Genomic DNA, 26,010 nt, shown 5'->3' with positions numbered 1-26,010 from the left:
CAGGCCATATCACGCAAAGTAAGGGGCTTATGGCTTAAGGGAATAAGGGTGGGTTTTGTCGTGAATGTTAGGCCTCATCGCAGTCAAGCCTGCTCCCACAGGGGTCAGAGTTGATTACACGATTTGTGACAGACACACATCCACTGTGGGAGCGGGCTTGCCTGCGATGGCGTCATCACTGACACCGTCATCATCCGCCAGCAACCACATATTCAGCCGCAACCCTGCCCCGGCATTCTCGGCCCACAAACGCCCACCCTGGCGCTGCACCGCATTTCTGGCAATGCTCAAACCCAATCCAAATCCACCATCCCCCGGCCGTGACCCATCGAGCCGGATGAACGGCGAAAAAATCCGTTCAAGCTCCTCGTCAGCCACCCCACCGCCCTCGTCCTCCAGCCACAAGTGCCAGAAATCGCCATCGCGCCGACCACCGAGCGTCACAACACCGCCCTTGGGGGAATGACGAATGGCATTGCGCAGAATATTTTCCAGCGCCTGGGCCAGGGTATTGAGATTGCCGCGCACCCAGCAGGATGCCTCCACCGCACAGTGCAACTGACCCGCCGGCCAGCCACTTTCATAACAGGCGTTTTCCGTGAGCATTTCCCACAAGGCCTGAACCTGGATCGCTTCATCGGGCAACGGCGCGCGCTCGGTGTCGAGCCAGGCGAGTTGCAGGGCGTCCTCGACCAGACGCTGCATGCCGTCGACTTCCCGGCCAATGCGTTCACGCAGTTGCCCCAGGTCCTGCTCGCTTTCGCTGGCCACCCGTAGCCGGCTCAGCGGCGTGCACAATTCATGGGACAGGTCGCGCAGCAGTTGCTGTTGCAGGGCCACCGTGCTTTGCAGGCGCTCGGCCATGTCATCGAAGGCCCGGCCCAGTTCACCCAGTTCATCCGCGCGGTTGGTAGTGCGACTCGATAAACGCACAGTCAGTTGGTCGGCGCGCCACGCGTTGGCCTGTTCGCGCAGGCTGTTCAATGGGACGACCAGCAATCGATAGAGCCCCACGCACAGCAGCAGGGTGAACAGCCCGGGAATCACCCCATTGGTGATCACCCGCCAAAACACCCGGTAGCGGCCGGGCATGAAACGCTGAGGCAGCTCCATCACCAGGCTGCCGGCGGACGGGTCGCTGGGAAATGGAATTTTCAGCCACGGCAAGCCCTGGTGACGCCGACTCACCGGCCAATCCAGACCACGCAAAAAAGTCAGGCGCTGGATTTCCTGATTGGCCAGCGGGTAGTTACTCAGGGATTGCAAGTCGGCGCCGATGACACCGACCCAGGTCGACTCGCGCTGGCCAACACGCTGCAACCAGGCGTCAATGCCTGCGCTCTGCTGTTCATTCCACGCCCGCTCCGCCTCGGCGGCGTAGCGCGTCAGGGTGCCCCTGGCCTCGTCGGACAGGAACAGGTTTTTCTTTTCCATGTAGCGGCCCCAGGACCAGCTCAACCAGATCATCAGCAGACAGAACGCCACCAACAAGCAAGCCAGTTTCCAGAACAGTGAATGCCGACCCGGCACGTCAGACCATTTCATCGGCCGCACTCAATACATACCCCTTGCCCCAGACCGTACGCACTTCACGCTCGGTATAGCCGATGGCCTTGAGCTTGCGGCGAATCTGGCTGATGTGCATGTCGAGGCTGCGGTCATGGGGCGCATAACCGCGCTGCAATACCTGCTGATAAAGGAACGCCTTGCTCAGGACTTCACCACCGTTGCGATTCAATGTATCCAGCAACCGATATTCGCTGCGAGTCAGGCCGGCGGCATGCTCGCCCATAAAGCTGTCGCACAGTTCATCGTCGAAACGCAGGTTGTCCATCGCAGGGGCAGTCGGTGCCGGCGCTGGCCGCCGATCGAGCGCCACCCGCCGCAGGATCGCCTCGATGCGCACCCGCAGCTCGGCCATGCTGAAAGGTTTGGGCAGGTAATCGTCGGCGCCGAGGCGAAAGCCACTGATGCGGTCCGCCTCCGCGCCCAGCGCCGACATCAGCACCACCGGCGTGGAATGGCTCTGGCGCAATTGGGTCAGCACCGCCAGGCCATCCAGCCCCGGCAACAGAATATCCATCAACACCACATCGAAGGCTTGCTGGCGCGCAATGGCCAACCCTTCCTGGCCGTTCTGGCACCAGGTCACCTGAAAACCGCAGCGCCCCAGATGCTCATGGACATAAGCACCAAGCACCAGATCGTCTTCGATGGAGAGGATGCGGGGATGACCAACAGAGATGGGAGTCATGAGTATCTGCAAATAATTCTCAGTCGCTGATTATTCAAGATTGCCTCGCCAGGGGCAACCCAAGGTTTGCCCCCCCCCCGAGACCAAAGCGTTGAACTGGCCGATGAATGACGACATCAATTTTACGAAGATTGCCCGCATGCAAATCGCTACACTGCGCAGGTGGCACGTGCCGGACGCATGTGCAGGTCAATAAACAGCTGGATGCGGGAGAGATGCGTGCTCAAGAAACTGGGAATTAAAGGCCGCGTGCTATTGCTGACCCTGTTGCCGACCACCCTGATGGCGCTGGTTCTGGGCGGCTATTTCACCTGGATGCAGCAATCGGACCTGCAATCCCAACTCATGCAGCGTGGCGAAATGATTGCCGAACAGCTGGCACCGCTGGTGGCCCCGGCGATGGGTCGCAAAGACAACGACCTGCTGGAACGCATCGCCACCCAGTTCCTGGAACAAACCGACGTGCGCGCGGTGACTTTCCTCGCCCCCGACCGTACACCGCTGGCTCACGCCGGCCCGACCATGCTCAATCAGGCCCCTTTGGGCAGCGGTTCACAGCTGCTGCGTCGCAGTGGCAATGACGCCACGCGCTATCTGCTGCCGGTGTTCGGCAAGCACCGCAACCTGGCCGGCGACCTGATCCCCGATGAAGCCGACCGCCTGCTGGGCTGGGTCGAACTCGAACTGTCACACAGTGGTATGTTGCTGCGCGGTTACCGCAGTCTGTTCGCCAGCCTGCTGCTGATCGGCGCAGGCCTGGTCGGTGCGGCGCTGTTAGCCTTGCGCATGGGCCGGACCATCAACCGGCCATTGAGCCAGATCAAACAAGCCGTGGCACAGCTCAAAGACGGTCATCTGGAAACCCGCCTGCCCCCCCTCGGCAGCCAGGAGCTGGATGAACTGGCGTCCGGCATCAACCGCATGGCCGGTACGCTGCAGAACGCTCAGGAAGAATTGCAAAACAGCGTCGACCAGGCCACCGAAGACGTGCGTCAGAACCTGGAAACCATCGAAATCCAGAACATCGAGCTGGACCTGGCCCGCAAGGAAGCCCTGGAGGCGAGCCGGATCAAATCCGAGTTTCTGGCCAACATGAGTCATGAAATCCGCACACCGCTCAACGGCATTCTCGGCTTCACGCACTTGCTGCAAAAAAGCGAATTGACCCCACGCCAACTCGATTACCTGGGCACCATCGAAAAATCCGCCGACAGCTTGCTGGGGATCATCAACGAGATTCTCGACTTCTCGAAAATCGAGGCCGGCAAACTGGTGCTCGACCATATTCCGTTCAACCTGCGCGACCTGCTGCAAGACACCTTGAACATCCTCGCCCCGGCCGCCCACGCCAAAGAACTTGAGCTGGTGAGCCTGGTTTATCGCGATACGCCATTGTCGCTGGTGGGCGATCCGCTGCGACTCAAGCAGATCCTCACCAACCTTGTGAGCAACGCGATCAAGTTCACCCGCGAAGGCACCATCGTCGCCCGGGCCATGCTCGAAGAAGAGCATGAAGACAGCGTGCAACTGCGCATCAGCATTCAGGACACCGGCATCGGCCTGTCGAATCAGGACGTGCGCGCCTTGTTCCAGGCCTTCAGCCAGGCCGATAACTCGCTCTCCCGGCAACCTGGCGGCACCGGTCTGGGGCTGGTAATTTCCAAACGCCTGATCGAGCAGATGGGCGGCGAGATCGGCGTCGACAGCACACCGGGTGAAGGTTCGGAATTCTGGATCAGCCTGAGCCTGCCCAAAGCCCGCGACGACGCCGAAGACCTGCCCGGCCCACCCTTGCTCGGACATCGGGTGGCGGTCCTGGAAAACCATGAGCTGGCCCGTCAGGCCTTGCAGCATCAACTGGAAGACTGCGGCCTGGTAGTCACGCCGTTCAACACCCTGGAAAGCCTGGCCAATGGCGTGACCGGCGCCCATCAGACCGACCAGGCCATCGGCCTGGCAGTGCTCGGTATTACCAGCAACGACATGCCGCCGGAGCGCCTCAACCAGCATGTCTGGGACCTCGAACACCTGGGCTGCAGAGTGTTGGTTCTGTGCCCGACCACCGAACTGACGCTGTTCCACCTCTCGGTGCCCAACCCCCATAGCCAGCTGCAGTCCAAACCGGCCTGCACGCGCAAACTGCGTCGGGCCCTGTCCGATATGGTCAACCCGCGCCAGCAGCGCAGCGACCCCGGCGAGCCGCTTTCCAGCCGCGCGCCGAAGGTCCTTTGCGTCGATGACAACCCGGCCAATCTGCTGCTGGTGCAAACCCTGCTCGAAGACATGGGCGCCAAGGTGCTCGCGGTGGAAAGCGGTTACGCCGCGGTCAAGGCCGTGCAGAACGAGACCTTCGACCTGGTGCTGATGGACGTGCAGATGCCCGGCATGGATGGCCGTCAAAGCACCGAAGCCATTCGTCAGTGGGAAAGCGAGCGGCATTGCACGCCACTGCCGATCGTCGCCCTCACCGCCCACGCGATGGCCAACGAAAAACGCGCGTTGCTGCAAAGCGGCATGGATGACTACCTGACCAAACCCATCAGCGAACGGCAACTGGCGCAGGTGGTGTTGAAATGGACCGGTCTGGCGTTGCGTAATCTGGGACCGGAGCGCTCCAGCGAAAGCAATAACGGTAATGAGTTGCAGGTGCTCGACCACGACGAGGGCCTGCGCCTGGCGGCCGGCAAGGCTGATCTGGCGGCGGACATGCTGGCAATGCTGCTGGCCTCCCTGGAGGCTGACCGCGAGGCCATCCGCGTGGCCCGTGAAGCCAATGACCAGAATGCCCTGATCGAGCGAGTCCATCGCCTGCATGGGGCGACCCGTTATTGCGGCGTCCCGCAACTGCGCGCCGCCTGCCAGCGCAGTGAAACCCTGCTCAAGCAACAGGACGCAAAAGCCCCCGGCGCGCTGGAAGAACTCGAACGAGCCATCAATCGACTGGCGGCCCAGGCGCGCATCAATGCCTGATGCAGCGCAATAACGCGGGGCACCTTGAAGGCTAAGCTCAGGCTTTTGTAGCAGCTGCCGAAGGCTGCGTTCGGCGGCGCAGCCGTCGTGAAACCTGTATCCGCGGTGTACCTGAAAGACCGCAGTGCCTGATTTTACGACGGCTGCGCCGCCGAACGCAGGCTTCGCCAGCTGCTACAGGTAACTTCCGGGAGGACAGCATGCGCACGATTCTTTTCAGCAGCCAGACCTACGACCGCGACAGTTTTTTGAGCGCAGACCTGCCCGCCGGCATCGAGCTGCATTTTCAGCCGGCGCGACTGAGCCTCGATACGGTGGCGCTGGCGGAGCATCACGAAGTGGTCTGTGCCTTCATTAATGATGACCTCAGTGCTCCGGTACTCGAACGTCTGGCCGCGGGCGGCACACGCCTGATCGCTCTGCGCTCGGCCGGTTACAACCATGTCGACCTGGCGGTGGCCAAGCGCCTGGGACTTTCGATTGTACGGGTTCCGGCTTACTCGCCTCACGCGGTGGCCGAACATGCGGTGGCGCTGATCCTGGCGCTTAACCGCCGCCTGCACCGTGCCTACAACCGTACTCGCGAGGGGGATTTCAGCCTGCACGGGCTGACCGGTTTCGACCTCGTGGGCAAGACCGTCGGCGTAGTCGGCACCGGGCAAATCGGCGCGACCTTCGCGAAAATCATGAACGGCTTCGGCTGCCGGTTACTGGCCTGTGATCCTTATCCGAACCCGCAAGTCGAAGCGCTTGGGGCGCGCTACCTCAGCTTGCCGCAACTGCTGGCCGAGTCGCAGATCATCAGCCTGCATTGCCCGCTCAACGAACAGAGCAAACACTTGATCAATAGCGAGTCACTGGCGCACATGCAGCCTGGCGCGATGTTGATCAACACCGGGCGAGGCGGTCTGGTGGACACGCCGGCGCTGATCGATGCGTTGAAGGACGGCCAATTGGGCTATCTGGGGCTGGACGTGTATGAAGAGGAGGCGCAGCTGTTCTTCGAGGATCGGTCCGACCTGCCGCTACAGGACGATGTGCTGGCGCGCCTGCTGACCTTTCCGAATGTGATCATCACCGCGCACCAAGCCTTCCTCACCCGCGAAGCCCTGGGCGCAATTGCCGCGACCACCCTGCAGAACATCGCGGCCTGGGCGGCCGGTTCGCCACAGAATCAGGTCGAGAGCTGACCGGCTCAGGCCTTGGACAAAAGAATCATCAGGGCCAGCCAGCCGAAGCCCAGCAAGCGTTGCCCCAGCGAATGCCCGCGACGCAGCAGGAACCAGACAAAAAACGGCGGCAGCAAGAAAATCATCAGTTTCAGCCAGAGTTCCACCGGACGCGGCCCGCCGGGCGCCGGTGCCGGGATCTGTGCCTCTACTTCGGCTTTACGTTTGCGCCCGAAAGCGGCCGGGGTCACCCTGGGCACGCTCTCATTGGTCGGTAAACGCCCGAAAGAAAGAGGCGCCTGCGTAGGCGTTGCCGTCGACGTAGCCGCTTGCACTGCCACCGCAGGTGCACCGCAATGAATGCAAGCAGGCGCCTTGGAGCTGATGCGTTGCTTGCACTCAAAACATTCGATCAACGCCATTTCTGTTCCTTAGAGATGCAAAAGCGGCAGTGTGCCATGACTCGGCAGGTCATTTGAACCAGATCGAAGGTTACATGCCCGCGCCATGCTGCGTTCATGCCCGTGCTAGCATATCGCGCATATTTGGAGGACCCATGGTCGAACACGATTTCCGCTACAGCCTGATGAACCCGCAACACACCCTCACCGAATGCCGCGCCCTTGTGCCGGGGCGTTATCAAGTCACCGGCAACGGCGGCTCGATTCGTAATAACGACGTGCTGGTCGTGACCCTTAAAGGCAGCAAGGACTTGTCCATGCGCCTGACCGTCGAAACGGTTCGCCACCTGATCAATCCGCCGGGCCAATGGGTCGCGGTGGCCAGTGGTCCGGTGTTCGGCGAACTGGCGATCCACACCTGGAAAGTCAACTGCGACAGCTGCGCCAAAGAGTTGAGCTTTGAATTCGCGGTCGACGCCAAGTTGGGCAACAAGGCGGAAAAACCGGCGGCCACTGCGCGCATTGCCGAACTGGGCTGGACCACAGTCGGTGACAAGCACCTGTGCAAGAAGTGCCAGGAGCCTGCGTGATGAAACGCCTTGCTCTGACCGCCATGGCCGGCGCCAGCCTGTTGGGCTGTGCCGCCGAACCGGTGCAATTGCAACAAAATCGCAGCTACATTCTGGAATGGATCGGCGAGCGTCCGCTGATGGACTACAGCCATCTGACCATCACCCTCGATGAAGACGGTCGGGCCTATGGCAATGGCGGCTGCAACCACTGGTTCGCGCCGTATACCCTGGAAGGCGACAAGCTGAGCTTCGGCAAGATCGGCAGCACCCGCAAAATGTGTGCGCCGGCGTTGATGGAGCAGGAAAAACGCTTCCTGCAGGCGCTGGAAAACGTGCAGCGCTGGGATGTATCACCGATCGACCAGATGCGCTTCTGGCCGGCGCAAGGCAAACCGTTGCGTTGGTGGCTTGAAGAGGGTTGATGCTCTCGCACCGATCGACTGATCGTTCCCACGCTCCACATGGGAATGCATCTAGTGACGCTCTGCGTCACAGGGACGCGGAGCGTCCCGGGCGGCATTCCCACGCAGAGCGTGGGAACGATCAAACAACTCAATTTTTAGCCTGCAACGCCTCAAGCTTCGCCATCACCCCCGCCGCCGTCTGCTCCCCCATCAACTGTTCCCGTACCTTGCCCTTGTCATCAATGATGTAAGTCACCGGCAACGCTTCACTGCGGGGCAATTCGAAAAGGTCGGCCGGGTCCTGGGCCAGCACGGTGAAGGCGATCCCCAGTTTCTCGCTGGCGCTTTTCAGCTCTTCGCCCTGCACATTGTCGAAGTTGACCCCGAACACCCCGATCTTCTTGCCCTTGAGCTGCTCGGCCAGCACGTTCAACTCGGGAATCTCGGTACGGCACGGCCCGCACCATTCAGCCCAGTAATTGAGCACCAGCCATTGTTTGTCCAGACGCTCGGCGGCGACTTTGTGACCGTTCTGGTCGACGCCATAGTCGTTGCCGCAGCCCCCCAGCAATAACGCTCCCAAGATCGCCAATGCCGCTGCCAGTCGCCTTGTCATGTCTCAATCCTTGTCAAAAATGGAATGCACCTGCGACCCATCGCCTCCCAAGGTTCTGGATTACGCGCCGCACAGTTAGAATAGCCGCCACTTTACGCAAGAAGCGACCCGCCCATGACCGATCTGACGCTTTATCACAACCCGCGCTGCTCGAAATCCCGCGGTGCGCTCGAATTGCTCGAAGCCCGTGGCCTGACGCCAACGGTAGTCCGCTACCTGGAAACCCCGCTGGACGCCGCGCAAATCCAGAGCCTGCTGAGCAAACTCGGCATCAGCGCCCGTCAATTGCTGCGCACCGGCGAGGACGAGTACAAAACCCTCAACCTGGCCGATAGCAATTTGAGCGAGGCACAATTGATCGCCGCCATCGCCGCACACCCGAAACTCATGGAGCGCCCGATTCTCGAAGTCGGCGACAAAGCCATCATCGGCCGCCCGCCGGAGAATGTGCTGGAGTTGCTACCGTGAGTGCCCCGTACATTCTGGTGCTGTATTACAGCCGTAGCGGCTCGACCAATGAAATGGCCCGGCAGATTGCCCGTGGTGTCGAGCAAGCCGGCCTTGAAGCCCGATTGCGTACAGTGCCGGCGATTTCCAGTGAATGCGAAGCCGTGTCGCCGGACATTCCCGATGAAGGCGCGCTGTACGCCAGCCTCGACGACTTGAAGAACTGCGCCGGCCTGGCCCTCGGCAGCCCTACCCGGTTCGGCAACATGGCCGCACCGTTGAAGTACTTTCTCGATGGCACCAGCAACCTGTGGCTGACCGGCGCCCTGGTGGGCAAACCGGCCGGGGTCTTCACCTCCACCGCGAGCCTGCACGGCGGCCAGGAAACCACGCTGCTGTCGATGATGTTGCCGTTGCTGCACCACGGCATGCTGATCACCGGCCTGCCTTACAGCGAGTCGGCGCTGCTGGAAACCCGCGGTGGTGGCACGCCTTATGGCGCCAGCCATCACGCCGGTGCCGATGGCAAAAGTGGCTTGAATGAACACGAAGTTGCGCTGTGCCGCGCCTTGGGCCTGCGGTTGGCGAAGACTGCGCAAAAGTTGGTGAGCTGATATGGCCAAAAAGCCGAAGATTCTGCCTTCCATCGAATGGCTCGAACCGCGAGTACGGGCGATGCGCGTCATCAGCCTGCTGTGCTTTTTCGGCCTGGTGGGACTGCTCTGCGTCTACTATCTGGTATTCGCCGATCTGCATGGCGCGCGGCCGTGGGTGATTCTGCTGATCGAACTGGTACCGCTATTGTTGATGGCGCCGGGGATGATTGTCGGCAGCGCCCGCGGGCATTCGTGGATGTGTTTTGTGGTGAACCTGTATTTCATGAAGGGCGCATTGGCCGCGTATGACCCGAACCGGCAACTGTTCGGTTTACTGGAGATGGGCGCGAGCCTGGCGGTATTCTGCTCGGCCATGTTGTATGTGCGGTGGCGGTTTCAGTTGAACCGCAAGTTGGCGGGTGAAGGCCAGACCTCCGCTGCCTGATAGCCCCACAGTGATCGTTCCCACGCTCTGCGTGGGAATGCCGCCCGGGACGCTCCGCGTCACTTCATGCATTCCCTCGCGGAGCATGGGAACGATCATCTTCGTCAGTGATTGACTGTGTACGCCAGCATCATCGAAATCTGGCTCATCGGCCGCCCACCGCTCTCTTCGTGCCACTGGTTGAACGCATTTTGTACCGAGGCCAGGTCCCGCAAACTGCTCGGCACCTTGTCGACGATCTTCTGCGCACTCAGCGCCGCGACCACGTCGTAGCTCGGCACAAACGTGTCCTTGCCCACCATTCGCAAGAATCGCGGTGCCGATAACCCGCCCAACTGATGCCCGTGTTTTTTCAGGTAGGTCCACAAACCGACAATATCGGTCACCGGCCATTCGGCGATCAGGGCGCCAAAGCTGCCCTTCTCATGGGCCACGTCCAGAATGAACTGCGCATTTCGCGGCACGCTCTTGAGTTTGCCCAAGTGGCGAATGATGCGCGCGTCCTGCATCAAGCGCTCCAGATGCTCGGCGCTCATCAGCACGACTTTTTCCGGGTCGAACTTGAAGAATACTTCTTCGAACGCCGGCCATTTGGCGTCCACCAGGCTGTGCTTGAGCCCGGCGCGGAATACCCGCAACGCCATGGTCGAGAGGTAGCGGTCGTCACTGATCTTGCGCAATTGCGCCGGGGTCTTGGGAACGGGCAGATGGGCTTCCAGTTCAGCCGCCGAACCGAAGCGGTTCAAGCAGTATTCATTCAGCCACTTATAGTCGCGCATGCCCTCTCCTGAGGATTGAAGCGAAAAACCAACTGTGGGAGCGAGCCTGCTCGCGATGGCGCCGTATCAGTCAACACTGATGTGTCTGACAGAACGCTATCGCGAGCAGGCTCGCTCCCACACAATTTGTGTCAGAGATTGACCACGTTGACGAAGCGCGAAGCCGCGGTTTCATCGATCTTGAGGTTGGTGAAGTCAAACAGGTTGCGGTCTGCCAGTTGCGACGGGATCACGTTCTGCAAGCTGCGGAAAATGCTTTCGGTACGGCCCGGGGTCTTGCGTTCCCAGTCCTGCAGCATCTCTTTAACCACCTGGCGTTGCAGGTTTTCCTGGGAGCCGCAGAGGTTGCACGGGATGATCGGGAATTGCTTGAAATCCGAATAGGCCTGAATGTCTTTTTCGTTGCAGTAGGCCAGCGGGCGGATCACCACGTTGCGACCGTCGTCGGCACGCAGCTTCGGCGGCATGGCCTTGAGCGAGCCGTTGAAGAACATGTTCAGGAAGAACGTCTCGACGATATCGTCGCGATGGTGACCGAGGGCCATTTTGGTCGCGCCGATTTCATCGGCAAAGGTGTACAGCGTGCCGCGACGCAGGCGCGAGCACAGTGAGCAGGTGGTTTTGCCTTCCGGGATCAGCTCCTTGACCACCGAATAGGTGTCTTTCTCGACGATGTGGTACTCGATGCCCAGTTCTTTGAGGTAAGCCGGCAGCACGTGCTCGGGAAAACCTGGCTGCTTCTGGTCCATGTTCACGGCCACGATCTCGAACTTGATCGGGGCGACCTTCTGCAAATGCATCAGCACGTCGAGCATGGTGTAGCTGTCCTTGCCACCGGACAGGCAGACCATGACCTTGTCACCGTCTTCAATCATGTTGAAATCGGCGACAGCCTCACCGGCCTGGCGGCGAAGGCGCTTTTGCAGTTTGTTCTGGTTGACCGTAAGAGTGCCCATGACGCGAAATCCGTGAGGTGTGACGAAAGGTCGGCATTTTACGCAAAAACCCTTTCGGGGCGAAGAGCCCGAATTTTTCAAAGAAATTATGCGCCATCGCATCCTCTGTAGCAGCTGGCGAAGCCTGCTGCTACAGAACAGACCCGACGGCGATTAACAGGTTTGTTTACAGCGCGATTTGCTCTAAGCCCCTCGCACTATTACCGGTAACTCCTTTCTATACTGCGGCATAAGGTCGCACACATATTCAGACCTGTACTTACCTGGCCACTTTGGCCCGTAAGCGCTCCGCTGGGGGGCGATGGCAACAACAAGAGGAGTGACTGGCATGATCCATCACGTAGTGGGGCTCTTCACCCACCCTGACCAGGAATGGAAAGAAATCCGTGGCGACCAGGAGGAAAGCATCAGCCACATGTACCTCACGCACACCCTGATTCTGGCGGCGATCCCTGCCGTATCGGCGTTTATCGGCACCACGCAGGTCGGCTGGGTCATTGGTAATCGAGCGCCGGTCATGCTGACCATGGAAAGTGCGCTATGGATGACCATCATGTCGTACCTGGCGATGCTCGGCGGGGTCGCGGTGATGGGCGCGTTCATCCACTGGATGGCCCGCACCTATGACGCCAACCCGAGCCTGGCACGCTGTGTCGCGTTCGCCACGTACACCGCGACTCCGCTGTTCATCGGCGGTCTGGCGGCGCTGTATCCGCACATGTGGCTAGGAATGATCGTCGGCACCGCGGCCATCTGCTACACGGTGTACCTGCTGTATGTGGGCTTGCCAACCTTCATGAACATCCCGTCGGACGAGGGATTCCTGTTTTCAAGCTCGGTGCTCGCCGTAGGACTGGTGGTGCTGGTGGCGATCATGGCATTCACAGTGATTGTCTGGGGACTTGGCGTGGGGCCGGTCTATACCAATTAGCAACACACCCACCAAAAACAAGATCTGCCAACACAGGCCGCCGCAAGGCGGCCTTCTAATGCTCAAGGATAGAAAACGGTGACGACCATTCGGCGCCTCGGCGATTCGCAACTCCCGAGGGTTGCGGCATACTCGACGTCTCTGGAGATCCATCAAGCATGCCCGAGCAACTCAATACCCGCGTCGAAGACTGTTTCCAACAAGCCGAATCCTTTTTCAAACGACCTTTCAAACGCCCCGTGGTGAGCCTCAAGCTGCGCGGGCAAAAAGCCGGTGTCGCGCATTTGCACGAGAACCTGCTGCGCTTCAATCCGCAGCTGTACCGGGAAAACACCGAAGACTTTCTCAAGCAGACCGTGGCGCATGAAGTCGCGCACCTGATCGCCCATCAACTGTTCGGCGACCGCATCCAGCCTCACGGCGAAGAGTGGCAACTGATCATGCGCGGTGTTTACGAACTGCCGCCCAATCGCTGCCATACCTACGACGTCAAACGCCGCAGCGTGACGCGCTACATCTACAAATGCCCGTGCGCCGACAGCGATTTCCCGTTTTCGGCCCAGCGTCATGGTTTGGTGCGGCAGGGGCGGCGGTACTTGTGTCGGCGGTGCAGAAGCACATTGGTGTTTAGTGGGGAGATGCGGGTCGAATAAGTCAGATTTGTGGTGGTTCAGCCGGCCCCATCGCGGGCAAGCCCGCTCCCACAGGGGTCGGATTCGTTCACAAATTTTGTAATCAAAACTGATCCCTGTGGGAGCGGGCTTGCCCGCGATGGGGCCCGGACCGACGCTACAAAATCACCTTGATGCGCCGCAGCTCTTCAATCCGCTCAACACCAAACCCCAACTCCCCCAACACCTGATCCGTATGCTCACCCAGCCCCGCCCCGATATGCCGCGGCTCTGGCAACCCATCCGAAAACTTCAACGGGCAAGCCATCTGCGCCTGAGTCGAACCATCACCCCTCGGCACCTGAGTGACCAATTCCCGCGCCTTCAATTGCGGATGTCGCACCGCTTCACCCAGGCTCAACACCGGCTCGACGCACGCATCGACCCCGGCAAACAGCTCACACAACTCGGCAAAGTCGTATTTCTCGAATTCAACTTTCAAAGCCTCCTTGAGAGCCTGTTGCCGGGCCGGTTCGGGTGACAACCCTTGGGCTGCCAGTTCCGGCCGGCCCAGCGCCGTGCAGAGTTGTTGCATGAACGCCGGCTCCAGACTGCCCACCGACAACCAGCGTCCATCGCGCGAGCGGTAGTAGTCGTAGAAGCTGCCACCATTGAGCATCTGATTTTCCCTGCCCGGCTCCATGCCACAGGCCAGGTACCCGGCACCGGCCATGGCATTCAGGCTGAAGGCGCAGTCGGTCATGCTCACATCCAGATGCTGCCCCTGCCCGGTCTGCTGTCGCGCGATCACCGCCGCCAGCAGGCCGATCACCCCGTGTAGCGAGCCGCCCGCGACATCCGCCACCTGCATGCCCAACGGCAACGGGCCGGTGTCGGCACGGCCGGTGTAGCTCGCCAGCCCCGCCAACGCCAGGTAGTTGATGTCGTGGCCGGCGCGATCCTTGTAGGGGCCGGTCTGGCCATAACCGGTGATCGACACATAAATCAGCTTCGGGTTGATCGCCTTCAAGGCTTCATACCCCAAACCGAGCCGGTCCATCACGCCGGGACGAAACTGCTCCAGCACGATGTCGTGGTCCTGCAGCAATTGCTTGATCACCTCTAGCGCCTCGGGCTGCTTGAGGTCCAGGGCCAGGCTGCGCTTGTTGCGATTGAGGTACGCGTGGCTGGCCGACACGCCTTGATCATGCGGCGGCAGCACCCGCAGCAGGTCCATGCGGGTCGGCGATTCGATACGCAGCACCTCGGCGCCCATGTCTGCCAGCAGCAACGAGGCGAACGGCCCCGGCAGCAGTGTCGAGAAATCCAGAACCTTGAGTGATGCCAGTGGACCGAGCATAAGTGTTCTCCCGTGCGATCCCCCAAGCCTAGGCAGCCGAGGACATTGCAGCAATCACCTTATGTGTCAGCGGCGGTGACCGTTGCGCTCAAATCGCAGTCATGAAAAAACCCGCCGAAGCGGGTTTTTCATGCAGCCAGAGTACTTACTTGACGCTGGCCGGGGTTGGGCCTTCAGCCACACCCAGGTCGTCTACTTCACGCTCGTCGGAGATACCGCGACCGCCAGAAGCCAGCTCGACTTGCAGCTTGTCTTCGTCCAGCTCTTTCACCCACTTGGCAACCACGAGGGTGGCCACGGCGTTACCAACGAGGTTGGTCAGTGCACGGGCTTCGGACATGAAGCGGTCGATACCGAGGATCAGCGCCAGGCCGGCCACCGGCAGAGTACCCACGGCCGACAGGGTGGCTGCCAGCACGATGAAGCCACTACCAGTCACACCCGCCGCACCTTTGGAGGACAACAGCAGCACCAGCAGCAAGGTGATCTGGTGAGTCAGGTCCATCGGCGTATCAGTCGCCTGAGCGATGAACACAGCCGCCATGGTCAGGTAGATCGACGTACCGTCGAGGTTGAACGAGTAGCCAGTCGGGATCACCAGACCCACAACCGATTTCTGCGCACCCAGGCGTTCCATCTTGATCAGCATGCGTGGCAACGCGGATTCCGAAGAGGAAGTGCCCAGCACGATCAGCAGTTCTTCACGGATGTAGCGAATCAGTTTGACGACGCTGAAACCGTGCGCGCGGCAGATGGCGCCCAGTACAACGAGCACAAACACGATGCAGGTGATGTAGAAGCAGATCATCAACTGACCCAGTTGCACCAGCGAACCAACACCGTAGGCACCGATGGTGAAAGCCATCGCACCGAACGCGCCGACTGGAGCGAGCTTCATGATCATGTTGATGATGTTGAACATCACGTGAGCAAAGCGATCGATGAAGTCCAGCACCGGTTTGCCGTAGGCACCCAGGCGATGCAGGGCGAAGCCGAAGATCACCGAGAACATCAGCACTTGCAGGATGTCGCCGTTGGCGAAGGCGCCGACGATGGTGTTCGGGATCACGTTGAGGACAAAGGCAATGATGCTCTGGTCTTTACCGGCCGAGATGAAGCCAGCGATTTTGCTGGTGTCCAGGGTCGATACGTCAATGTGCATGCCGACGCCCGGTTGCACGACGTTGACCACGACCAAGCCGATCAGCAAGGCAAGAGTGGAGACAATTTCGAAGTACAGCAGCGCATAGCCGCCGGTCTTGCCGACCGATTTCATGTTCTGCATGCCGGCGATACCACTGACGACGGTACAGAAGATGATCGGGGCGATGACCATTTTGATCAGTTTGATGAACCCGTCACCCAGCGGCTTGAGGGCTACACCGGTCTGCGGGTAGAAGTGACCGAGCAGGATGCCGATAGCGATGGCAACGATCACCTGGAAGTACAGGGATTTATACAGTGGCTGACGAGTCGTCATTGCAAAGTTCCTCAAGAGTGCCTCAGTAGCAACATCCATCTGTTGCCCCTGACACCTCAATTGCGAACCCTCCTGCACTGGAGGGATTTGTTTTGTCGAGCTGCGCTACGGCAGACCTCTGCGGCTTGTATCGCAAGCCTCGTGCCACCTTCGGAAAAAAACCTTCCAGCCTTGTGACATCAAGGGTTACAGGTTTTTTTGGGTCGCTAACCAGTCACAACGATGTGGCGGATTTCCGCCCACCAGCCAAACCTCGTCCTGCAATTTGGCGGATATCCGCCTTGTTCATTCTCGACGGGCACCGCTACCATCCATTGCTCAGTGGACGGACCTGCCCCTATGCGCGAACGCACCATCGCCAGCCATTTCGCCCGTGCCGCCCTCGGTGGCGCGCGCCGGCGTGGCTACGACTATTCGAGTCTGTTGCAGCAACTGGGGATCAGCCCCGAGTTGCTTGAGGAGCCGCGCGCCCGAATCGCGCCCGAGCAGTTCGCCCGATTGATCCAGGGGCTGTGGCTGGCTCTGGACGACGAATACCTGGGCTTTGGGCAGGCACCGAGCAAACCCGGCAGCTTCGCGATGATGTGTCACGCGGTGATCCATTGCCGCACGCTGGAGAAAGCGCTCAATCGCGGTTTATTGTTTTACAGCCTGTTCCCCGGCGCGCCGCGTCTGACGCTGAGCCGCGAAGGCGACATGGTTCGCCTGAGCCTGGACGATTCGCCGCTGTGGGACCCGGACCATTTCCTTAGCGAAAGCCTGTTGGTGATCTGGCATCGGTTCGGCAGCTGGCTGATTGGCCAGCGCATTCGTCTGGAGCAGGCCACGTTCAGCTACCCGAGGCCCGAACACGGGGCCGAATACGACTTGCTGTTTTCCTGCCCGCTGAGCTTTTCCACCGTAAAGAGCACAACGGCGCAAAGCAGTCTGCTATTTCACAGTCGCTACCTGAATATGCCGCTGTTGCAGGACGAACGAACCCTCAAGCACTTTCTCGAACGTTCCCCCGCCGACCTGCTATCGCGCCCCGATGAAGGCGACAGCCTGAGCAGCCAATTGCGGCGCTTGCTCAGCCGCGACAGTGCGCGCTGGCCGGACCTGGAAGCCGTGGCCGCGCACCTGCACATCAGCCCGCAAACCTTGCGTCGGCATTTGCGTGAAGAAGGCACGAGTTTTCAGGAATTGAAGGACCAGTTGCGGCGGGACATTGCGATTTATCATTTGGGACGGGCGGATTTGTCGTTGCAACAGATTGCCGAGCAGCTGGGGTTTTCCGAGCCTTCGGCGTTTCACCGGGCGTTCAAGAAGTGGACGGGGTTGACGCCGGGGGCCTATCGGGCGCAGGAGAACTGATCGTTCCCACGCTCTGCGTGGGAATGCAGCCCGGGACGCTCCGCGTCCCTTCCAGAGCCGAACGCGGAGCGTCCGTTGAGGCATTCCCACGCAGAGCGTGGGAACGATCGGTTACAGGTTCTTCGCTAGCCTCGAGGATCGAGGTTATCCAGCACCCGGTTCACCGCCAATTCACCAAGCATGACCACCGATTGAATCCCCAGCATCATGTTGCGATGTGGCATGTCCATCAGTCCGGCGAACTCACTGAGCATCATGCTCGCTGAGGCCAGGGTTTCGCAGGCGTTGACCAGCAGGGTTTCGTTATCGACCTCGGCGCCGACATGGTAAATGGTGCTGGGTTTGCGCTTGGTGTCTTGGGGAATGACCGGTTTGAGGTAGTAATCGAGGGCGCGGTCGGCGGCTTCGTTGAGTTTTTTCGAATCGAGGGATTCGTAGGGGGATGTTGGATCGGTTTCTGGTGGGTTGGGCGTGATCTTGAACATGTGAAGCTCCGTGGTTGGTTGAGCCGCCACGACCTATCGCTAAACAAGTAAAGGTGGCGGCTGTACGCAGGTTAGCGATCCGGGTCACAGAAACCCCGGGTAGACTCGAAGGTCTCCCACGCACAGCCACCATTACGCGAATTGCAGGCACTAAAAACTGCAATCAACACTTGGGCGCTTTTGCGTCTGTGTAGAGGATCGGATCGCTAAACCCGATCGCTGATTCGTCAGCGACCCGCAAACGATAGAGCCCGACCTCAAGGCGCACAAGCCGGCGGATTCTGGCGTAGTCGTAGGCAGCGGCGCAAGGATGTGTAGCCTGGGTGAGTGTCTGGAGATGTCGGTTAAACATCGATGTTTATTTCGCATCAGATGTCAGCAGGAAGGCAGGGATAAATAAATGCGTCCCCTTTTCCGCCGTCCCCTTTTCCGCGTTTCTTGATGCATCGGTACAACTGGGTTCGACCCCATCAATTCAATGGTGGGCTGGCGCCAGCTCGGGCCGAAGAAAAACTTAACGTCGTGTCCGGGATTAGTTGACCACTACACATGGCCCGCGCTTCAATTCCGAGTCCATCGTATCTCATCAATATGAAAACCAGTGCTCGTGATCTCACCCTTGCTGTCAATCTCAAACCACCTGAATGGAACAGTGGATTCATAGGCAAATTTTTGAGGAACTCCTTCAGCGACACTAGTAGGAAGAGGCTGAGAGGAAACAAACCCTCCGTTAGCGCCATAGAACAGAACAAGGCTTCCTGTGTTGCCGACATGGAAATGCACAAATTCAACGCGTTTCACGTCTGTATTCCAGCTGAATCTGCCTCTGGATTTTGCTCCAAACTGGAGATGGTGCCCCACAATCGGGTCGTTTTTTACCAACAGGGTCGGTTCACCTTGACTTAACAGAGTGAAAGTCAATCCGCTCGGAAACGTTCTGGGGCTATTAACGCTAAAGGTCTGCAATGGCACAGCTTCCAAACTTTCATAGCCTTGGCGGGGCGATCCCGTCACCTGTGCAGTGGCCACTCTGGAAGCACCAATAACCTTCCCTCCCCTGATCTGCTCGTAAGCGACACTCACTTTACTGTCGGCAATGACTTTGGCGTTGGGGATGTCTACCGACATTTGCCCCGGTACCGGGCCGACCTTCAATGTCACCTCATAGGTGGCTACCACGGTGCCGTTGCCGTCCACGGCGGTGAATATCAAATGAAGCTCATCCCCCGCCTGCCAAATCGGCTGGATCAAATGGATAAACGCCCACAACGGCCCGCCGTCCAACTTGGCGAGATCGACGATGGCCGGGTCGTCATTATTCTCGGTCGGGTCTTCTCGAAGAATCGCCATCTCCAGCTCGACGAGGTCGAGGTGAACGTCAATCAGGCAAGGCACCGACCAATGATCCAGCGCGTCGAACTGCCCCTGGTGCGTCGTGCCCGAGAAGTTGCCCGTCTGGCTGATGACGCTGTACTTGATCGGAAACTGCGGGTTGTTCCGGTCTTTCGCGAAATGCTGGGTGTACAGGGTGAGCACCAGCGGCTTCGTCAGATCGGGGACGGGATCCAGCGACGTCGGTTCGATCCGGTGGGTCAGCAGGACGCCGCCGCAATCGACAGTCACAAGGTCATAAAGGTGCTTATCAGGCCAATCCAGGGTTAGGGTCACGCCCTGCGCTGCCTGCGCGGCATCCACACTGGTCGGGCTGACGCTGATGCCCAGCGCCGAGTGCCCCCCGCCCGCCACCGGGTCATCGCCGCCCGGCGCGTAGACATGGTAGAGCACGTTCAGCGCCAGCGACGTGTCGGTGTTGCCGGAAGGACGCTCGACCGTGCAGTGCAAGCTGTTGACGTCCTCCAGCAGCAGACCCGGCGGCAGACGCAACTCCACCGGTGTGCTGTCATCCATGACGATCTCACTGGCGACCGCGTTCGGGTTGCCGCTCACGTACAGATTTACGGTTTCATACTTAGCCTGCCCCAACCAAGGCCCGAACAGCACCAGTACACCCGCTGGATCCTTGTAGTGGTTGACAATGGACAGCCCAATATGGGCCACCGGATGAAAGATCAGATCGGTCTTCCGCAGAATCTTCGGAGGCGTGAGGGCGAAAATGGCGATCGAAACCGGGGCAGGATTGTTCATGGCGCAGTGCTCGCTAGTGATGGAGGGCCTGCGCCATCAAACCTCCGCGGGCGGCGGGTGCGCCACTGTCAAATCTGACAGTGGCGACGAGTGGTCGCTAGAAGGCACGAGCTTTCAGGAATTGAAGGTCCAGTTGCGTCGGGACATTGCGATTTATCACTTGGGACGTGCGGATTTGTCATTGCAACAGATTGCCGAGCAGCTGGGGTTTTCCGAGCCGTCGGCGTTTCACCGGGCGTTCAAGAAGTGGACGGGGTTGACGCCGGGGGCCTATCGGGCGCAGGAGAGCTGATCGTTCCCACGCTCTGCGTGGGAATGCAGCCCGGGACGCTCCGCGTCCCATTTAGAGCCGAACGCGGAGCGTCCGTTGAGGCATTCCCACGCAGAGCGTGGGAACGATCGGTTACAGGTTCTTCGCTAGCCTCGAGGATCGAGGTTATCCAGCACCCGGTTCACCGCCAATTCACCAAGCATGACCACCGATTGAATCCCCAGCATCATGTTGCGATGTGGCATGTCCATCAGTCCGGCGAACTCACTGAGCATCATGCTCGCTGAGGCCAGGGTTTCGCAGGCGTTGACCAGCAGGGTTTCGTTATCGACCTCGGCGCCGACATGGTAAATGGTGCTGGGTTTGCGCTTGGTGTCTTGGGGAATGACCGGTTTGAGGTAGTGATCGAGGGCGCGGTCGGCGGCTTCGTTGAGTTTTTTCGAATCGAGGGATTCGTAGGGGGATGTTGGATCGGTTTCCGGTGGGTTGGGTGTTGGTTTGAACATATGAAGCTCCTAGAGTTATGGAGCCGCCACATATCGCTGCTAAACGAAAAAGAGGTGGCGGCTGTACGCGGGTTAGCAGACCAGGACTCTAGAACCCGGCGCACCGAAGTGCCCCACGCAAAGCCGCCATAACATGAACGGTTAACGTTATACGTCTAGAGATGACCCGGGCTGCTAAACCCGATCGCTGATTGGTCAGCGACCCGGAAACGATATAGGCCGGCCTCAAGGCACACTAGCCGGCGGATTCTGGCGTAGTCGTAGGCAGTGGCGCAAGGATGTGTAGCCTGGGAGAGTATCTGGAAGTGTCGTTTAAACAGTGTTTGTTTAGCGGTATGACATTGAGCATTGTGGTGGCTGTATCGGCCTCATCGCGGGCAAGCCCGCTCCCACAGTTGGATGATCGTTCCCACGCTCCGCGTGGGAATGCAGCCCGGGACGCTCCGCGTCCCTTTCCAGAACTGGGACGCGGAGCGTCCCTTGAGGCATTCCCACGCAGAGCGTGGGAACGATCGGTGACAGGGATTAAACCACCGGAAAATGAATCCGGAACGCCGCCCCGCCCATGGGTGAATCCCCCAGCGTCAGCTTGGCGCTGTAGCTTTCGATGATGTCCTTGACCACCGCCAACCCGATCCCCTGCCCCGGATGCTGGCGATCGAGCCGCTCGCCCCGCTGCAGAATCCGCGCACGCTGATCCGGTGGCACGCCGGGGCCGTCGTCTTCGACACAGAGCTCAATGCCACTGAGGGTTTCGCGCACGCTGATACGCACTTCGCCGAGGCACAGGCGATAGGCGTTTTCCAGCAGGTTGCCCATCATTTCCAGCAAGGCGCCTTGCTCGATTGGCACGTAACATTGATCCGGCAGATCGAAAGCGACCCGCACGCGTTTGTCGCGGTAGACCTTGTCCAGCGTGTCGCAGAGGCTTTGCAACACCGGGCGCAGGCGCACCTGGTGGCGCACCAGGCCGCTTTTGCGCAGGCTGGCGCGTTGCAACTGATAGCCGATCTGCTGGCTCATGCGTTCGATCTGGGTTTGTAGCACCCAGGCTTGCTCGCGCTCTTGCGGCTTTTGCGCCATGTCTTCGCTGACCCCTTGCAACACCGTCAGCGGAGTTTTCAAGCTGTGGGCCAAATCGTCGAGGGAGTCGCGATAACGGCTGCGCTGTTCACGCTCGCTGTGCAGCAAACGGTTGAGTGAGCCGGTCAGGCGCAGTAATTCACGCGGGTGTTGTTCGCTGAGGCTTTCCCGGGTGCCGCTTTCGATCTGGTCCAGCTCCTGGCTCAGCCGGCGCAATGCCTGCAAGCCCCAGGTCAGGCCGATCCACAGCAAGGCAAGCAACACCAGCAAGGCTGCACCGAAGCCCAGATAGAGGTTTTCCCGCAGGCCTTCGAGGGTGATTTCGTATTCGCGCACCGGTTGCAGAGCGACGATGCTGAACGCCGCGCTTTTGCCGCCGAGCAGTTTGACTTCGACGTCATAGACGAAGAACTCCTGACCATCGGCCTCGCGGATGCGCGCGAACTCGTTGCCGCGTCCGTCGTAACGCGGCTTGTAGTTGATCTTTTCTTCGCGGGTGGCTTTCGAGCGCCACACCAGATGTCCTTCGCGGTCGTAGATGTAGCCGAGCAATCGACTGTCGGTGAGGTTGAAGCGCTCATCGGGCAACTGCGTCGGCATCTGCAAGCGGTTGTTATCCACCCGGGCAGCGGAGATCAGCGTGGTGACGTCCGACGCCAGGCGCTGCTCGATGGAATCCTGCAACGCCAGGCTGAACGCGCCCTGCATCGCCGGCAGCAACGCCAGCATGAACAACACCGCCAGGAGCGTGGCGGCGAGCATCAATCGGACACGAAGGGAACGAATCAAGTGCAGCGCTCATTAAACAGGTAGCCGAGGCCACGCACGGTATCGATCGGTTTGAAGCCGGCCGGGCCTTCGAGTTTGCGGCGCAAGCGGCCGACCAGCACTTCGATCACATTCGGATCGCGCTCGTCGTCATCCGGGTAGAGCTGCTCCATCAAGCGGTCCTTGGCCACCACTTGCTGGTGATGGCGCATCAGGTACTCGAGGATCCGGTACTCGTACGCGGTCAACGCCAGCGGTTGTTCATCGAGGGACGCCTGTTTGCGGTTGAGGTCCAGCAGCAAGGGACCGGCGACGATGGTCGACTGGGTGAAACCGCTGGAGCGGCGCAGCAAGGCATTCAGGCGCGCGTCGAGCTCTTCGAACTGGAATGGCTTGACCACGTAATCATCAGCACCGGCGGCGAGGCCTTCGACCTTGTCCTGCCAGTTGCCGCGCGCAGTGAGGATCAGGATCGGAAACGTCTTGCCCCGGGAGCGCAATTGACGAATCAGATCGAGCCCGCCCATGCCCGGCAGACCGAGGTCGATCACCGCCAGGTCATGGTTGAACTGCCCGGCCTGGTACAACGCCTCCTCGGCGTTGGCCACGGACTCGACCACGTGGCCGCTATCCGTCAGGCGGGTTTGCAGGTGATGGCGCAACAGCGCTTCATCTTCGACGACCAGCAATTTCATAACGCTCTCCTGGGCAAATCAACCTCTCCAAAGGCACAGTTTCGCAACTCGATGGTTGACAGGGCGATGCCGTCATCAGTTAAGCCGCGAAGCCCGCTCCCACAGGTTCCGCGGCTTAACCGACTGGCAGCGAAACGCTTTTTAGAAAGCGTAGTTGGCGGACAGGTAGGTCTGGGCGCTGCTGGTCAAGTCCAGTGAACCCTGTTTGCTGCCGCCGCGCTCGCTCATCTCGGTGCTGGCATTGCTGCGCAGGTAACGGTAGCCCAGCTCGACCGAGGTGTTTTGCGACACTTGCTGCAATACACCGACCTGGCCACCGATGGCGTAACCGATGTCGCTGTCGCGGCTGAAGCCTGGCGAATCCTGGGTCAGTTTGGTCAAACCAGCCGTGGCACCGCCGAACAATTTGGTGCTGCCACCCACCGGGTAGAACAGATCGTAGCTGCCCAGCAGGTTTTCCTGACGCAGTTTAATGCCATTGTGCGAGCCCGACACATTGTCGTAAGTGGCGTAGTAGCGGCCCTGGCTGTCTTGCTGGCCCAGACGCACGCCCCAGGTGTTGTCCTTGCCGATCACACCGTCGGCGTTCGGGTGGTTGAGGTTGTCGTTCAGGGCGTTGGATTTTTTAACTTTGTCGCTGGTTTGGCCAAAGGTCAGGCCGGCGAAATTGGTGGTATCGGCGTGGGCCGCCACACTGGCGCCCATCACGGTGAAAGCCAGAAGCAGTTTTTTAAAAGTAGTCATTGGGGAGTTTCCTCATGCGCTATGTGCTTTTTGGGTACGGGGCAAGGTTACTGCCCCCTCCCTGTACTGCCCCTGAACGCACTCTGAACCTGAGCTGAATCAAATCGACTACGCTGTTCTGACTACTCTTAATAAGGAGGTTTGATCATGCGTGTGTTCCTCGCCCTCGTATTACTGGCTCTGAGCGGGGTCAGCCAGGCCGCCATCCAGACCCAGGAAATTCCCTACCAGAGTGCCGACGGCACCAAGCTGATCGGCTATTACGCCTACGACGACGCCATCAAAGGCCCGCGCCCAGGCGTGGTGGTGGTGCATGAGTGGTGGGGCCTCAATGACTACGCCAAGCGTCGCGCCCGTGATCTGGCCGGTCTGGGCTACAGCGCGCTGGCGATCGACATGTTTGGCGACGGCAAGACCACCGAACACGCCAAGGACGCCATGGCCTTCATGCAAGCTGCATTGAAGGACAGCGCAGCGGCCAGTGCACGGTTTCAGGCCGGGCTCGACTTGCTGAAGAAACAGCCGCAAACCGATCCGAACAAACTGGCGGCCATCGGTTATTGCTTCGGCGGCAAGGTGGTGCTGGATGCGGCGCGTCAAGGCGTGCCGCTGGCAGGCGTGGTGAGTTTCCACGGTGCACTGGTGACCAATACGCCCGCGACGCCTGGCAGCGTGAAGGCGAAAGTTCTGGTGGAGCATGGTGCGCTGGACAGCATGGTCACGGCGGAAAACGTGACGGCATTCAAAGCGGAAATGGATGAGGCCAAAGCCGACTACAAGTTCGTCACCCTCGAAGGCGCCAAGCATGGGTTCAGCAATCCCGAGGCAGATCGTCTGAGCCATGGCGACCATGGCGGGCCGGACATTGGTTACAGCAAGACCGCAGATGAGAAGTCTTGGGCGGACATGCAGGCGTTTTTGAAGAAGATATTTAGCTGACACAATGATCGTTCCCACGATCCCCGTGGGAATGCAGCCCGGGACGCTCCGCGTCCCTTCGACGGTGTGACGCAGAGCGTCACTGGATGCGTTCCCACGCAGAGCGTGGGAACGATCACCTTGGGACTACCCAGCCTCAAGGCAACCCGGCAAAATGCCGGTCATGAATCCCGTCCCCGCCCTACCCGCCTGCTGCACTCCACTCGACGCCCATTGGCCGCTGCCGTTTGTGCTGCCCGATACGGTCTTGTTGGGGACCCACTTCGATACCAGGCAACTGGCTAGCGATGATTTCCAGCGCAGCGCCATCGAACCGCCCGCGAGCATCCAGCGCTCGGTGGCCAAGCGCCAGGCCGAGTTTCTCGCCGGGCGAGTCTGCGCTCGGGCGGCGTTGCAACAACTGGAAGGGCTGAGTTTCATCCCGGCTATCGGCGAAGACCGCGCACCGGTGTGGCCAGCGCATATCACCGGTTCGATCACCCACAGCACCGGCCGGGCTGCGGCGATTGTCGCCAATAAGGCCCATTGGCGTGGCTTGGGAATGGACCTGGAAAACCTGCTCGACGCGGAGCGCGCCGAACGCCTGGCCGGGGAAATTCTCACCGGACCTGAAATGCAGCGCATGGCTGCCGGGGCTGGCGATCAATTGGCAATGCTGGTGACGCTGACGTTTTCGGTGAAGGAAAGCCTGTTCAAGGCGCTCTACCCGATCGTGCAGAAGCGCTTCTATTTCGAACACGCCGAAGTGCTGGAGTGGAGCGCGGGTGGCGAAGTGCGGCTGAGATTGCTGACTGACCTGTCCAGTGAATGGCGTAACGGCACAGAGCTGGATGCGCAATTTACAGTGATGGATGGGCAGTTGTTGAGTCTGGTCAGTATCAAGGCTTGAAGCCCCCTGTAGCAGCTGGCGAAGCCTGCGTTCGGCTGCGAAGCAGTCGTCAAACCATACACCGCAGTGTTTCAGGCATATCGCGTGCTCAGGATTTACGACTGCTTCGCAGCCGAACGCAGGCTTCGCCAGCTGCTACAG

At 59.9% G+C, this 26,010-nt stretch carries 26 protein-coding genes and 1 pseudogene; 13 read left to right on the top strand and 14 right to left on the bottom strand.

Annotation, left to right across the window (positions count from 1 at the left end; translation table 11 throughout):
* Nucleotides 1-114: 114 nt before the first annotated feature.
* Both PSH97_RS07475 and PSH97_RS07470 read right to left on the bottom strand, forming a co-directional pair.
* Nucleotides 115-1,545, bottom strand: coding sequence for a sensor histidine kinase (locus tag PSH97_RS07475; RefSeq protein ID WP_305448687.1), 1,431 nt, complete (start codon nt 1,543-1,545; stop codon nt 115-117).
* Nucleotides 1,532-2,254 carry a response regulator transcription factor gene (locus PSH97_RS07470; protein WP_305448686.1) on the bottom strand — a complete coding sequence of 241 codons (723 nt, stop codon included), beginning with the start codon at nt 2,252-2,254 and terminating at the stop codon, nt 1,532-1,534. The genes PSH97_RS07475 and PSH97_RS07470 overlap by 14 nt, the downstream gene beginning before the upstream one ends.
* A 219-nt stretch (nt 2,255-2,473) precedes the next feature.
* Here PSH97_RS07470 and PSH97_RS07465 point away from each other — a divergent pair, with 219 nt between their 5' ends.
* Nucleotides 2,474-5,224: a response regulator gene (locus PSH97_RS07465; protein ID WP_305448685.1), complete on the top strand. Its 2,751-nt coding sequence runs from the start codon at nt 2,474-2,476 to the stop codon at nt 5,222-5,224.
* Between the two features lie 200 nt (nt 5,225-5,424).
* A complete protein-coding gene (locus PSH97_RS07460; protein ID WP_305448684.1) occupies nt 5,425-6,414 on the top strand; it encodes a 2-hydroxyacid dehydrogenase in 990 nt (329 codons plus the stop codon).
* 5 nt (nt 6,415-6,419) lie between these two features.
* Here PSH97_RS07460 and PSH97_RS07455 read toward each other — a convergent pair whose 3' ends face one another.
* The gene (locus PSH97_RS07455; protein WP_305448683.1) at nt 6,420-6,815 is read right to left on the bottom strand and encodes a hypothetical protein; all 396 of its coding nucleotides are present in this window, start codon (nt 6,813-6,815) and stop codon (nt 6,420-6,422) included.
* Nucleotides 6,816-6,949: 134 nt separating this feature from the next.
* Between PSH97_RS07455 and PSH97_RS07450 the strand changes: the two genes are divergently transcribed.
* On the top strand, nt 6,950-7,384 hold the full coding sequence (locus PSH97_RS07450) for a hypothetical protein (RefSeq protein ID WP_305448682.1): 435 nt from the start codon (nt 6,950-6,952) through the stop codon (nt 7,382-7,384).
* The gene (locus PSH97_RS07445) at nt 7,384-7,788 is read left to right on the top strand and encodes an META domain-containing protein (RefSeq protein WP_123360293.1); all 405 of its coding nucleotides are present in this window, start codon (nt 7,384-7,386) and stop codon (nt 7,786-7,788) included. Before PSH97_RS07450 ends, PSH97_RS07445 begins: the two co-directional genes overlap by 1 nt.
* Before the next feature lie 130 nt (nt 7,789-7,918).
* Here PSH97_RS07445 and PSH97_RS07440 read toward each other — a convergent pair whose 3' ends face one another.
* On the bottom strand, nt 7,919-8,386 hold the full coding sequence (locus tag PSH97_RS07440; protein WP_305448681.1) for a TlpA family protein disulfide reductase: 468 nt from the start codon (nt 8,384-8,386) through the stop codon (nt 7,919-7,921).
* Between the two features lie 114 nt (nt 8,387-8,500).
* On the opposite strand from PSH97_RS07440, the gene arsC reads away from it, so the two are divergent.
* Genes arsC through PSH97_RS07425 form a run of 3 tightly spaced genes read left to right on the top strand, consistent with a single transcriptional unit; the run spans nt 8,501 to nt 9,874 of the window.
* Complete coding sequence (arsC, locus tag PSH97_RS07435) at nt 8,501-8,854, top strand: arsenate reductase (glutaredoxin) (RefSeq protein WP_305448680.1); 354 nt, start codon at nt 8,501-8,503, stop codon at nt 8,852-8,854.
* A complete protein-coding gene (wrbA, locus tag PSH97_RS07430; protein WP_253548603.1) occupies nt 8,851-9,447 on the top strand; it encodes an NAD(P)H:quinone oxidoreductase in 597 nt (198 codons plus the stop codon). Before arsC ends, wrbA begins: the two co-directional genes overlap by 4 nt.
* A gap of 1 nt (nt 9,448) precedes the next feature.
* Complete coding sequence (locus PSH97_RS07425; RefSeq protein WP_305448679.1) at nt 9,449-9,874, top strand: DUF2069 domain-containing protein; 426 nt, start codon at nt 9,449-9,451, stop codon at nt 9,872-9,874.
* A gap of 104 nt (nt 9,875-9,978) precedes the next feature.
* Here the strand turns inward: PSH97_RS07425 and PSH97_RS07420 are convergent, their stop codons facing one another.
* Nucleotides 9,979-10,653 (bottom strand): DNA-3-methyladenine glycosylase I, encoded by a 675-nt coding sequence (locus PSH97_RS07420; RefSeq protein ID WP_305448678.1) that lies wholly within the window; start codon nt 10,651-10,653, stop codon nt 9,979-9,981.
* A gap of 131 nt (nt 10,654-10,784) precedes the next feature.
* Nucleotides 10,785-11,609 (bottom strand): tRNA 2-thiocytidine(32) synthetase TtcA, encoded by an 825-nt coding sequence (gene ttcA / locus PSH97_RS07415; protein WP_305448677.1) that lies wholly within the window; start codon nt 11,607-11,609, stop codon nt 10,785-10,787.
* A gap of 328 nt (nt 11,610-11,937) precedes the next feature.
* Here ttcA and PSH97_RS07410 point away from each other — a divergent pair, with 328 nt between their 5' ends.
* Nucleotides 11,938-12,540 (top strand): Yip1 family protein, encoded by a 603-nt coding sequence (locus tag PSH97_RS07410; protein ID WP_030131100.1) that lies wholly within the window; start codon nt 11,938-11,940, stop codon nt 12,538-12,540.
* 158 nt (nt 12,541-12,698) lie between these two features.
* Nucleotides 12,699-13,193, top strand: a complete 495-nt coding sequence (locus PSH97_RS07405; RefSeq protein WP_008011643.1) for a SprT family zinc-dependent metalloprotease — start codon at nt 12,699-12,701, stop codon at nt 13,191-13,193.
* Between the two features lie 136 nt (nt 13,194-13,329).
* Here the strand turns inward: PSH97_RS07405 and PSH97_RS07400 are convergent, their stop codons facing one another.
* Both PSH97_RS07400 and PSH97_RS07395 read right to left on the bottom strand, forming a co-directional pair.
* Nucleotides 13,330-14,511 (bottom strand): CaiB/BaiF CoA transferase family protein, encoded by a 1,182-nt coding sequence (locus PSH97_RS07400; RefSeq protein ID WP_305448676.1) that lies wholly within the window; start codon nt 14,509-14,511, stop codon nt 13,330-13,332.
* A gap of 145 nt (nt 14,512-14,656) precedes the next feature.
* Entirely contained in the window at nt 14,657-15,991 is a 1,335-nt protein-coding gene (locus tag PSH97_RS07395; RefSeq protein WP_305448675.1) for a dicarboxylate/amino acid:cation symporter, read from the bottom strand.
* 339 nt (nt 15,992-16,330) lie between these two features.
* Here PSH97_RS07395 and PSH97_RS07390 point away from each other — a divergent pair, with 339 nt between their 5' ends.
* A complete protein-coding gene (locus tag PSH97_RS07390) occupies nt 16,331-17,344 on the top strand; it encodes an AraC family transcriptional regulator (protein WP_305448674.1) in 1,014 nt (337 codons plus the stop codon).
* A gap of 125 nt (nt 17,345-17,469) precedes the next feature.
* Here the strand turns inward: PSH97_RS07390 and PSH97_RS07385 are convergent, their stop codons facing one another.
* Nucleotides 17,470-17,829: a DUF6124 family protein gene (locus PSH97_RS07385; RefSeq protein ID WP_305448673.1), complete on the bottom strand. Its 360-nt coding sequence runs from the start codon at nt 17,827-17,829 to the stop codon at nt 17,470-17,472.
* Nucleotides 17,830-18,390: 561 nt separating this feature from the next.
* A complete protein-coding gene (locus PSH97_RS07380) occupies nt 18,391-19,974 on the bottom strand; it encodes a hypothetical protein (protein WP_305448672.1) in 1,584 nt (527 codons plus the stop codon).
* Nucleotides 19,975-20,074: 100 nt separating this feature from the next.
* Between PSH97_RS07380 and PSH97_RS07375 the strand changes: the two are divergent.
* Nucleotides 20,075-20,266: pseudogene (locus PSH97_RS07375) on the top strand (helix-turn-helix domain-containing protein); the annotation flags it as partial.
* 125 nt (nt 20,267-20,391) lie between these two features.
* On the opposite strand, the gene PSH97_RS07370 reads toward PSH97_RS07375, so the two are convergent.
* From PSH97_RS07370 to PSH97_RS07355, 4 genes are all read right to left on the bottom strand, one after another.
* Nucleotides 20,392-20,751, bottom strand: coding sequence for a DUF6124 family protein (locus tag PSH97_RS07370; RefSeq protein ID WP_305448671.1), 360 nt, complete (start codon nt 20,749-20,751; stop codon nt 20,392-20,394).
* Between the two features lie 525 nt (nt 20,752-21,276).
* On the bottom strand, nt 21,277-22,623 hold the full coding sequence (locus PSH97_RS07365) for an ATP-binding protein (protein ID WP_305448670.1): 1,347 nt from the start codon (nt 22,621-22,623) through the stop codon (nt 21,277-21,279).
* Complete coding sequence (locus PSH97_RS07360; RefSeq protein WP_305448669.1) at nt 22,620-23,297, bottom strand: response regulator; 678 nt, start codon at nt 23,295-23,297, stop codon at nt 22,620-22,622. The genes PSH97_RS07365 and PSH97_RS07360 overlap by 4 nt, the downstream gene beginning before the upstream one ends.
* A 141-nt stretch (nt 23,298-23,438) precedes the next feature.
* Nucleotides 23,439-24,041 carry a porin family protein gene (locus PSH97_RS07355; protein WP_305448668.1) on the bottom strand — a complete coding sequence of 201 codons (603 nt, stop codon included), beginning with the start codon at nt 24,039-24,041 and terminating at the stop codon, nt 23,439-23,441.
* Between the two features lie 147 nt (nt 24,042-24,188).
* On the opposite strand from PSH97_RS07355, the gene PSH97_RS07350 reads away from it, so the two are divergent.
* Both PSH97_RS07350 and PSH97_RS07345 read left to right on the top strand, forming a co-directional pair.
* Nucleotides 24,189-24,980, top strand: a complete 792-nt coding sequence (locus PSH97_RS07350; protein WP_305448667.1) for a dienelactone hydrolase family protein — start codon at nt 24,189-24,191, stop codon at nt 24,978-24,980.
* Nucleotides 24,981-25,143: 163 nt separating this feature from the next.
* Entirely contained in the window at nt 25,144-25,869 is a 726-nt protein-coding gene (locus PSH97_RS07345) for a 4'-phosphopantetheinyl transferase family protein (RefSeq protein ID WP_305448666.1), read from the top strand.
* Nucleotides 25,870-26,010: the final 141 nt, after the last annotated feature.

The organism is Pseudomonas cucumis, from assembly GCF_030687935.1.
Taxonomy (GTDB): Bacteria; Pseudomonadota; Gammaproteobacteria; order Pseudomonadales; family Pseudomonadaceae; genus Aquipseudomonas; species Aquipseudomonas cucumis.
This window is presented reverse-complemented; position numbering and strand designations above follow the sequence as displayed.

Bases quoted from the DNA above. Each gene is read 5' to 3' on its own strand.
- PSH97_RS07475 (WP_305448687.1), bottom strand. From the start codon at position 1,545: ATGAAATGGTCTGACGTGCCGGGTCGGCATTCACTGTTCTGGAAACTG.
- PSH97_RS07470 (WP_305448686.1), bottom strand. From the start codon at position 2,254: ATGACTCCCATCTCTGTTGGTCATCCCCGCATCCTCTCCATCGAAGAC.
- PSH97_RS07460 (WP_305448684.1), top strand. From the start codon at position 5,425: ATGCGCACGATTCTTTTCAGCAGCCAGACCTACGACCGCGACAGTTTT.
- PSH97_RS07455 (WP_305448683.1), bottom strand. From the start codon at position 6,815: ATGGCGTTGATCGAATGTTTTGAGTGCAAGCAACGCATCAGCTCCAAG.
- PSH97_RS07450 (WP_305448682.1), top strand. From the start codon at position 6,950: ATGGTCGAACACGATTTCCGCTACAGCCTGATGAACCCGCAACACACC.
- PSH97_RS07445 (WP_123360293.1), top strand. From the start codon at position 7,384: ATGAAACGCCTTGCTCTGACCGCCATGGCCGGCGCCAGCCTGTTGGGC.
- PSH97_RS07440 (WP_305448681.1), bottom strand. From the start codon at position 8,386: ATGACAAGGCGACTGGCAGCGGCATTGGCGATCTTGGGAGCGTTATTG.
- arsC (WP_305448680.1), top strand. From the start codon at position 8,501: ATGACCGATCTGACGCTTTATCACAACCCGCGCTGCTCGAAATCCCGC.
- PSH97_RS07425 (WP_305448679.1), top strand. From the start codon at position 9,449: ATGGCCAAAAAGCCGAAGATTCTGCCTTCCATCGAATGGCTCGAACCG.
- PSH97_RS07420 (WP_305448678.1), bottom strand. From the start codon at position 10,653: ATGCGCGACTATAAGTGGCTGAATGAATACTGCTTGAACCGCTTCGGT.
- ttcA (WP_305448677.1), bottom strand. From the start codon at position 11,609: ATGGGCACTCTTACGGTCAACCAGAACAAACTGCAAAAGCGCCTTCGC.
- PSH97_RS07410 (WP_030131100.1), top strand. From the start codon at position 11,938: ATGATCCATCACGTAGTGGGGCTCTTCACCCACCCTGACCAGGAATGG.
- PSH97_RS07405 (WP_008011643.1), top strand. From the start codon at position 12,699: ATGCCCGAGCAACTCAATACCCGCGTCGAAGACTGTTTCCAACAAGCC.
- PSH97_RS07400 (WP_305448676.1), bottom strand. From the start codon at position 14,511: ATGCTCGGTCCACTGGCATCACTCAAGGTTCTGGATTTCTCGACACTG.
- PSH97_RS07395 (WP_305448675.1), bottom strand. From the start codon at position 15,991: ATGACGACTCGTCAGCCACTGTATAAATCCCTGTACTTCCAGGTGATC.
- PSH97_RS07390 (WP_305448674.1), top strand. From the start codon at position 16,331: ATGCGCGAACGCACCATCGCCAGCCATTTCGCCCGTGCCGCCCTCGGT.
- PSH97_RS07385 (WP_305448673.1), bottom strand. From the start codon at position 17,829: ATGTTCAAGATCACGCCCAACCCACCAGAAACCGATCCAACATCCCCC.
- PSH97_RS07380 (WP_305448672.1), bottom strand. From the start codon at position 19,974: ATGAACAATCCTGCCCCGGTTTCGATCGCCATTTTCGCCCTCACGCCT.
- PSH97_RS07370 (WP_305448671.1), bottom strand. From the start codon at position 20,751: ATGTTCAAACCAACACCCAACCCACCGGAAACCGATCCAACATCCCCC.
- PSH97_RS07360 (WP_305448669.1), bottom strand. From the start codon at position 23,297: ATGAAATTGCTGGTCGTCGAAGATGAAGCGCTGTTGCGCCATCACCTG.
- PSH97_RS07355 (WP_305448668.1), bottom strand. From the start codon at position 24,041: ATGACTACTTTTAAAAAACTGCTTCTGGCTTTCACCGTGATGGGCGCC.
- PSH97_RS07350 (WP_305448667.1), top strand. From the start codon at position 24,189: ATGCGTGTGTTCCTCGCCCTCGTATTACTGGCTCTGAGCGGGGTCAGC.
- PSH97_RS07345 (WP_305448666.1), top strand. From the start codon at position 25,144: ATGAATCCCGTCCCCGCCCTACCCGCCTGCTGCACTCCACTCGACGCC.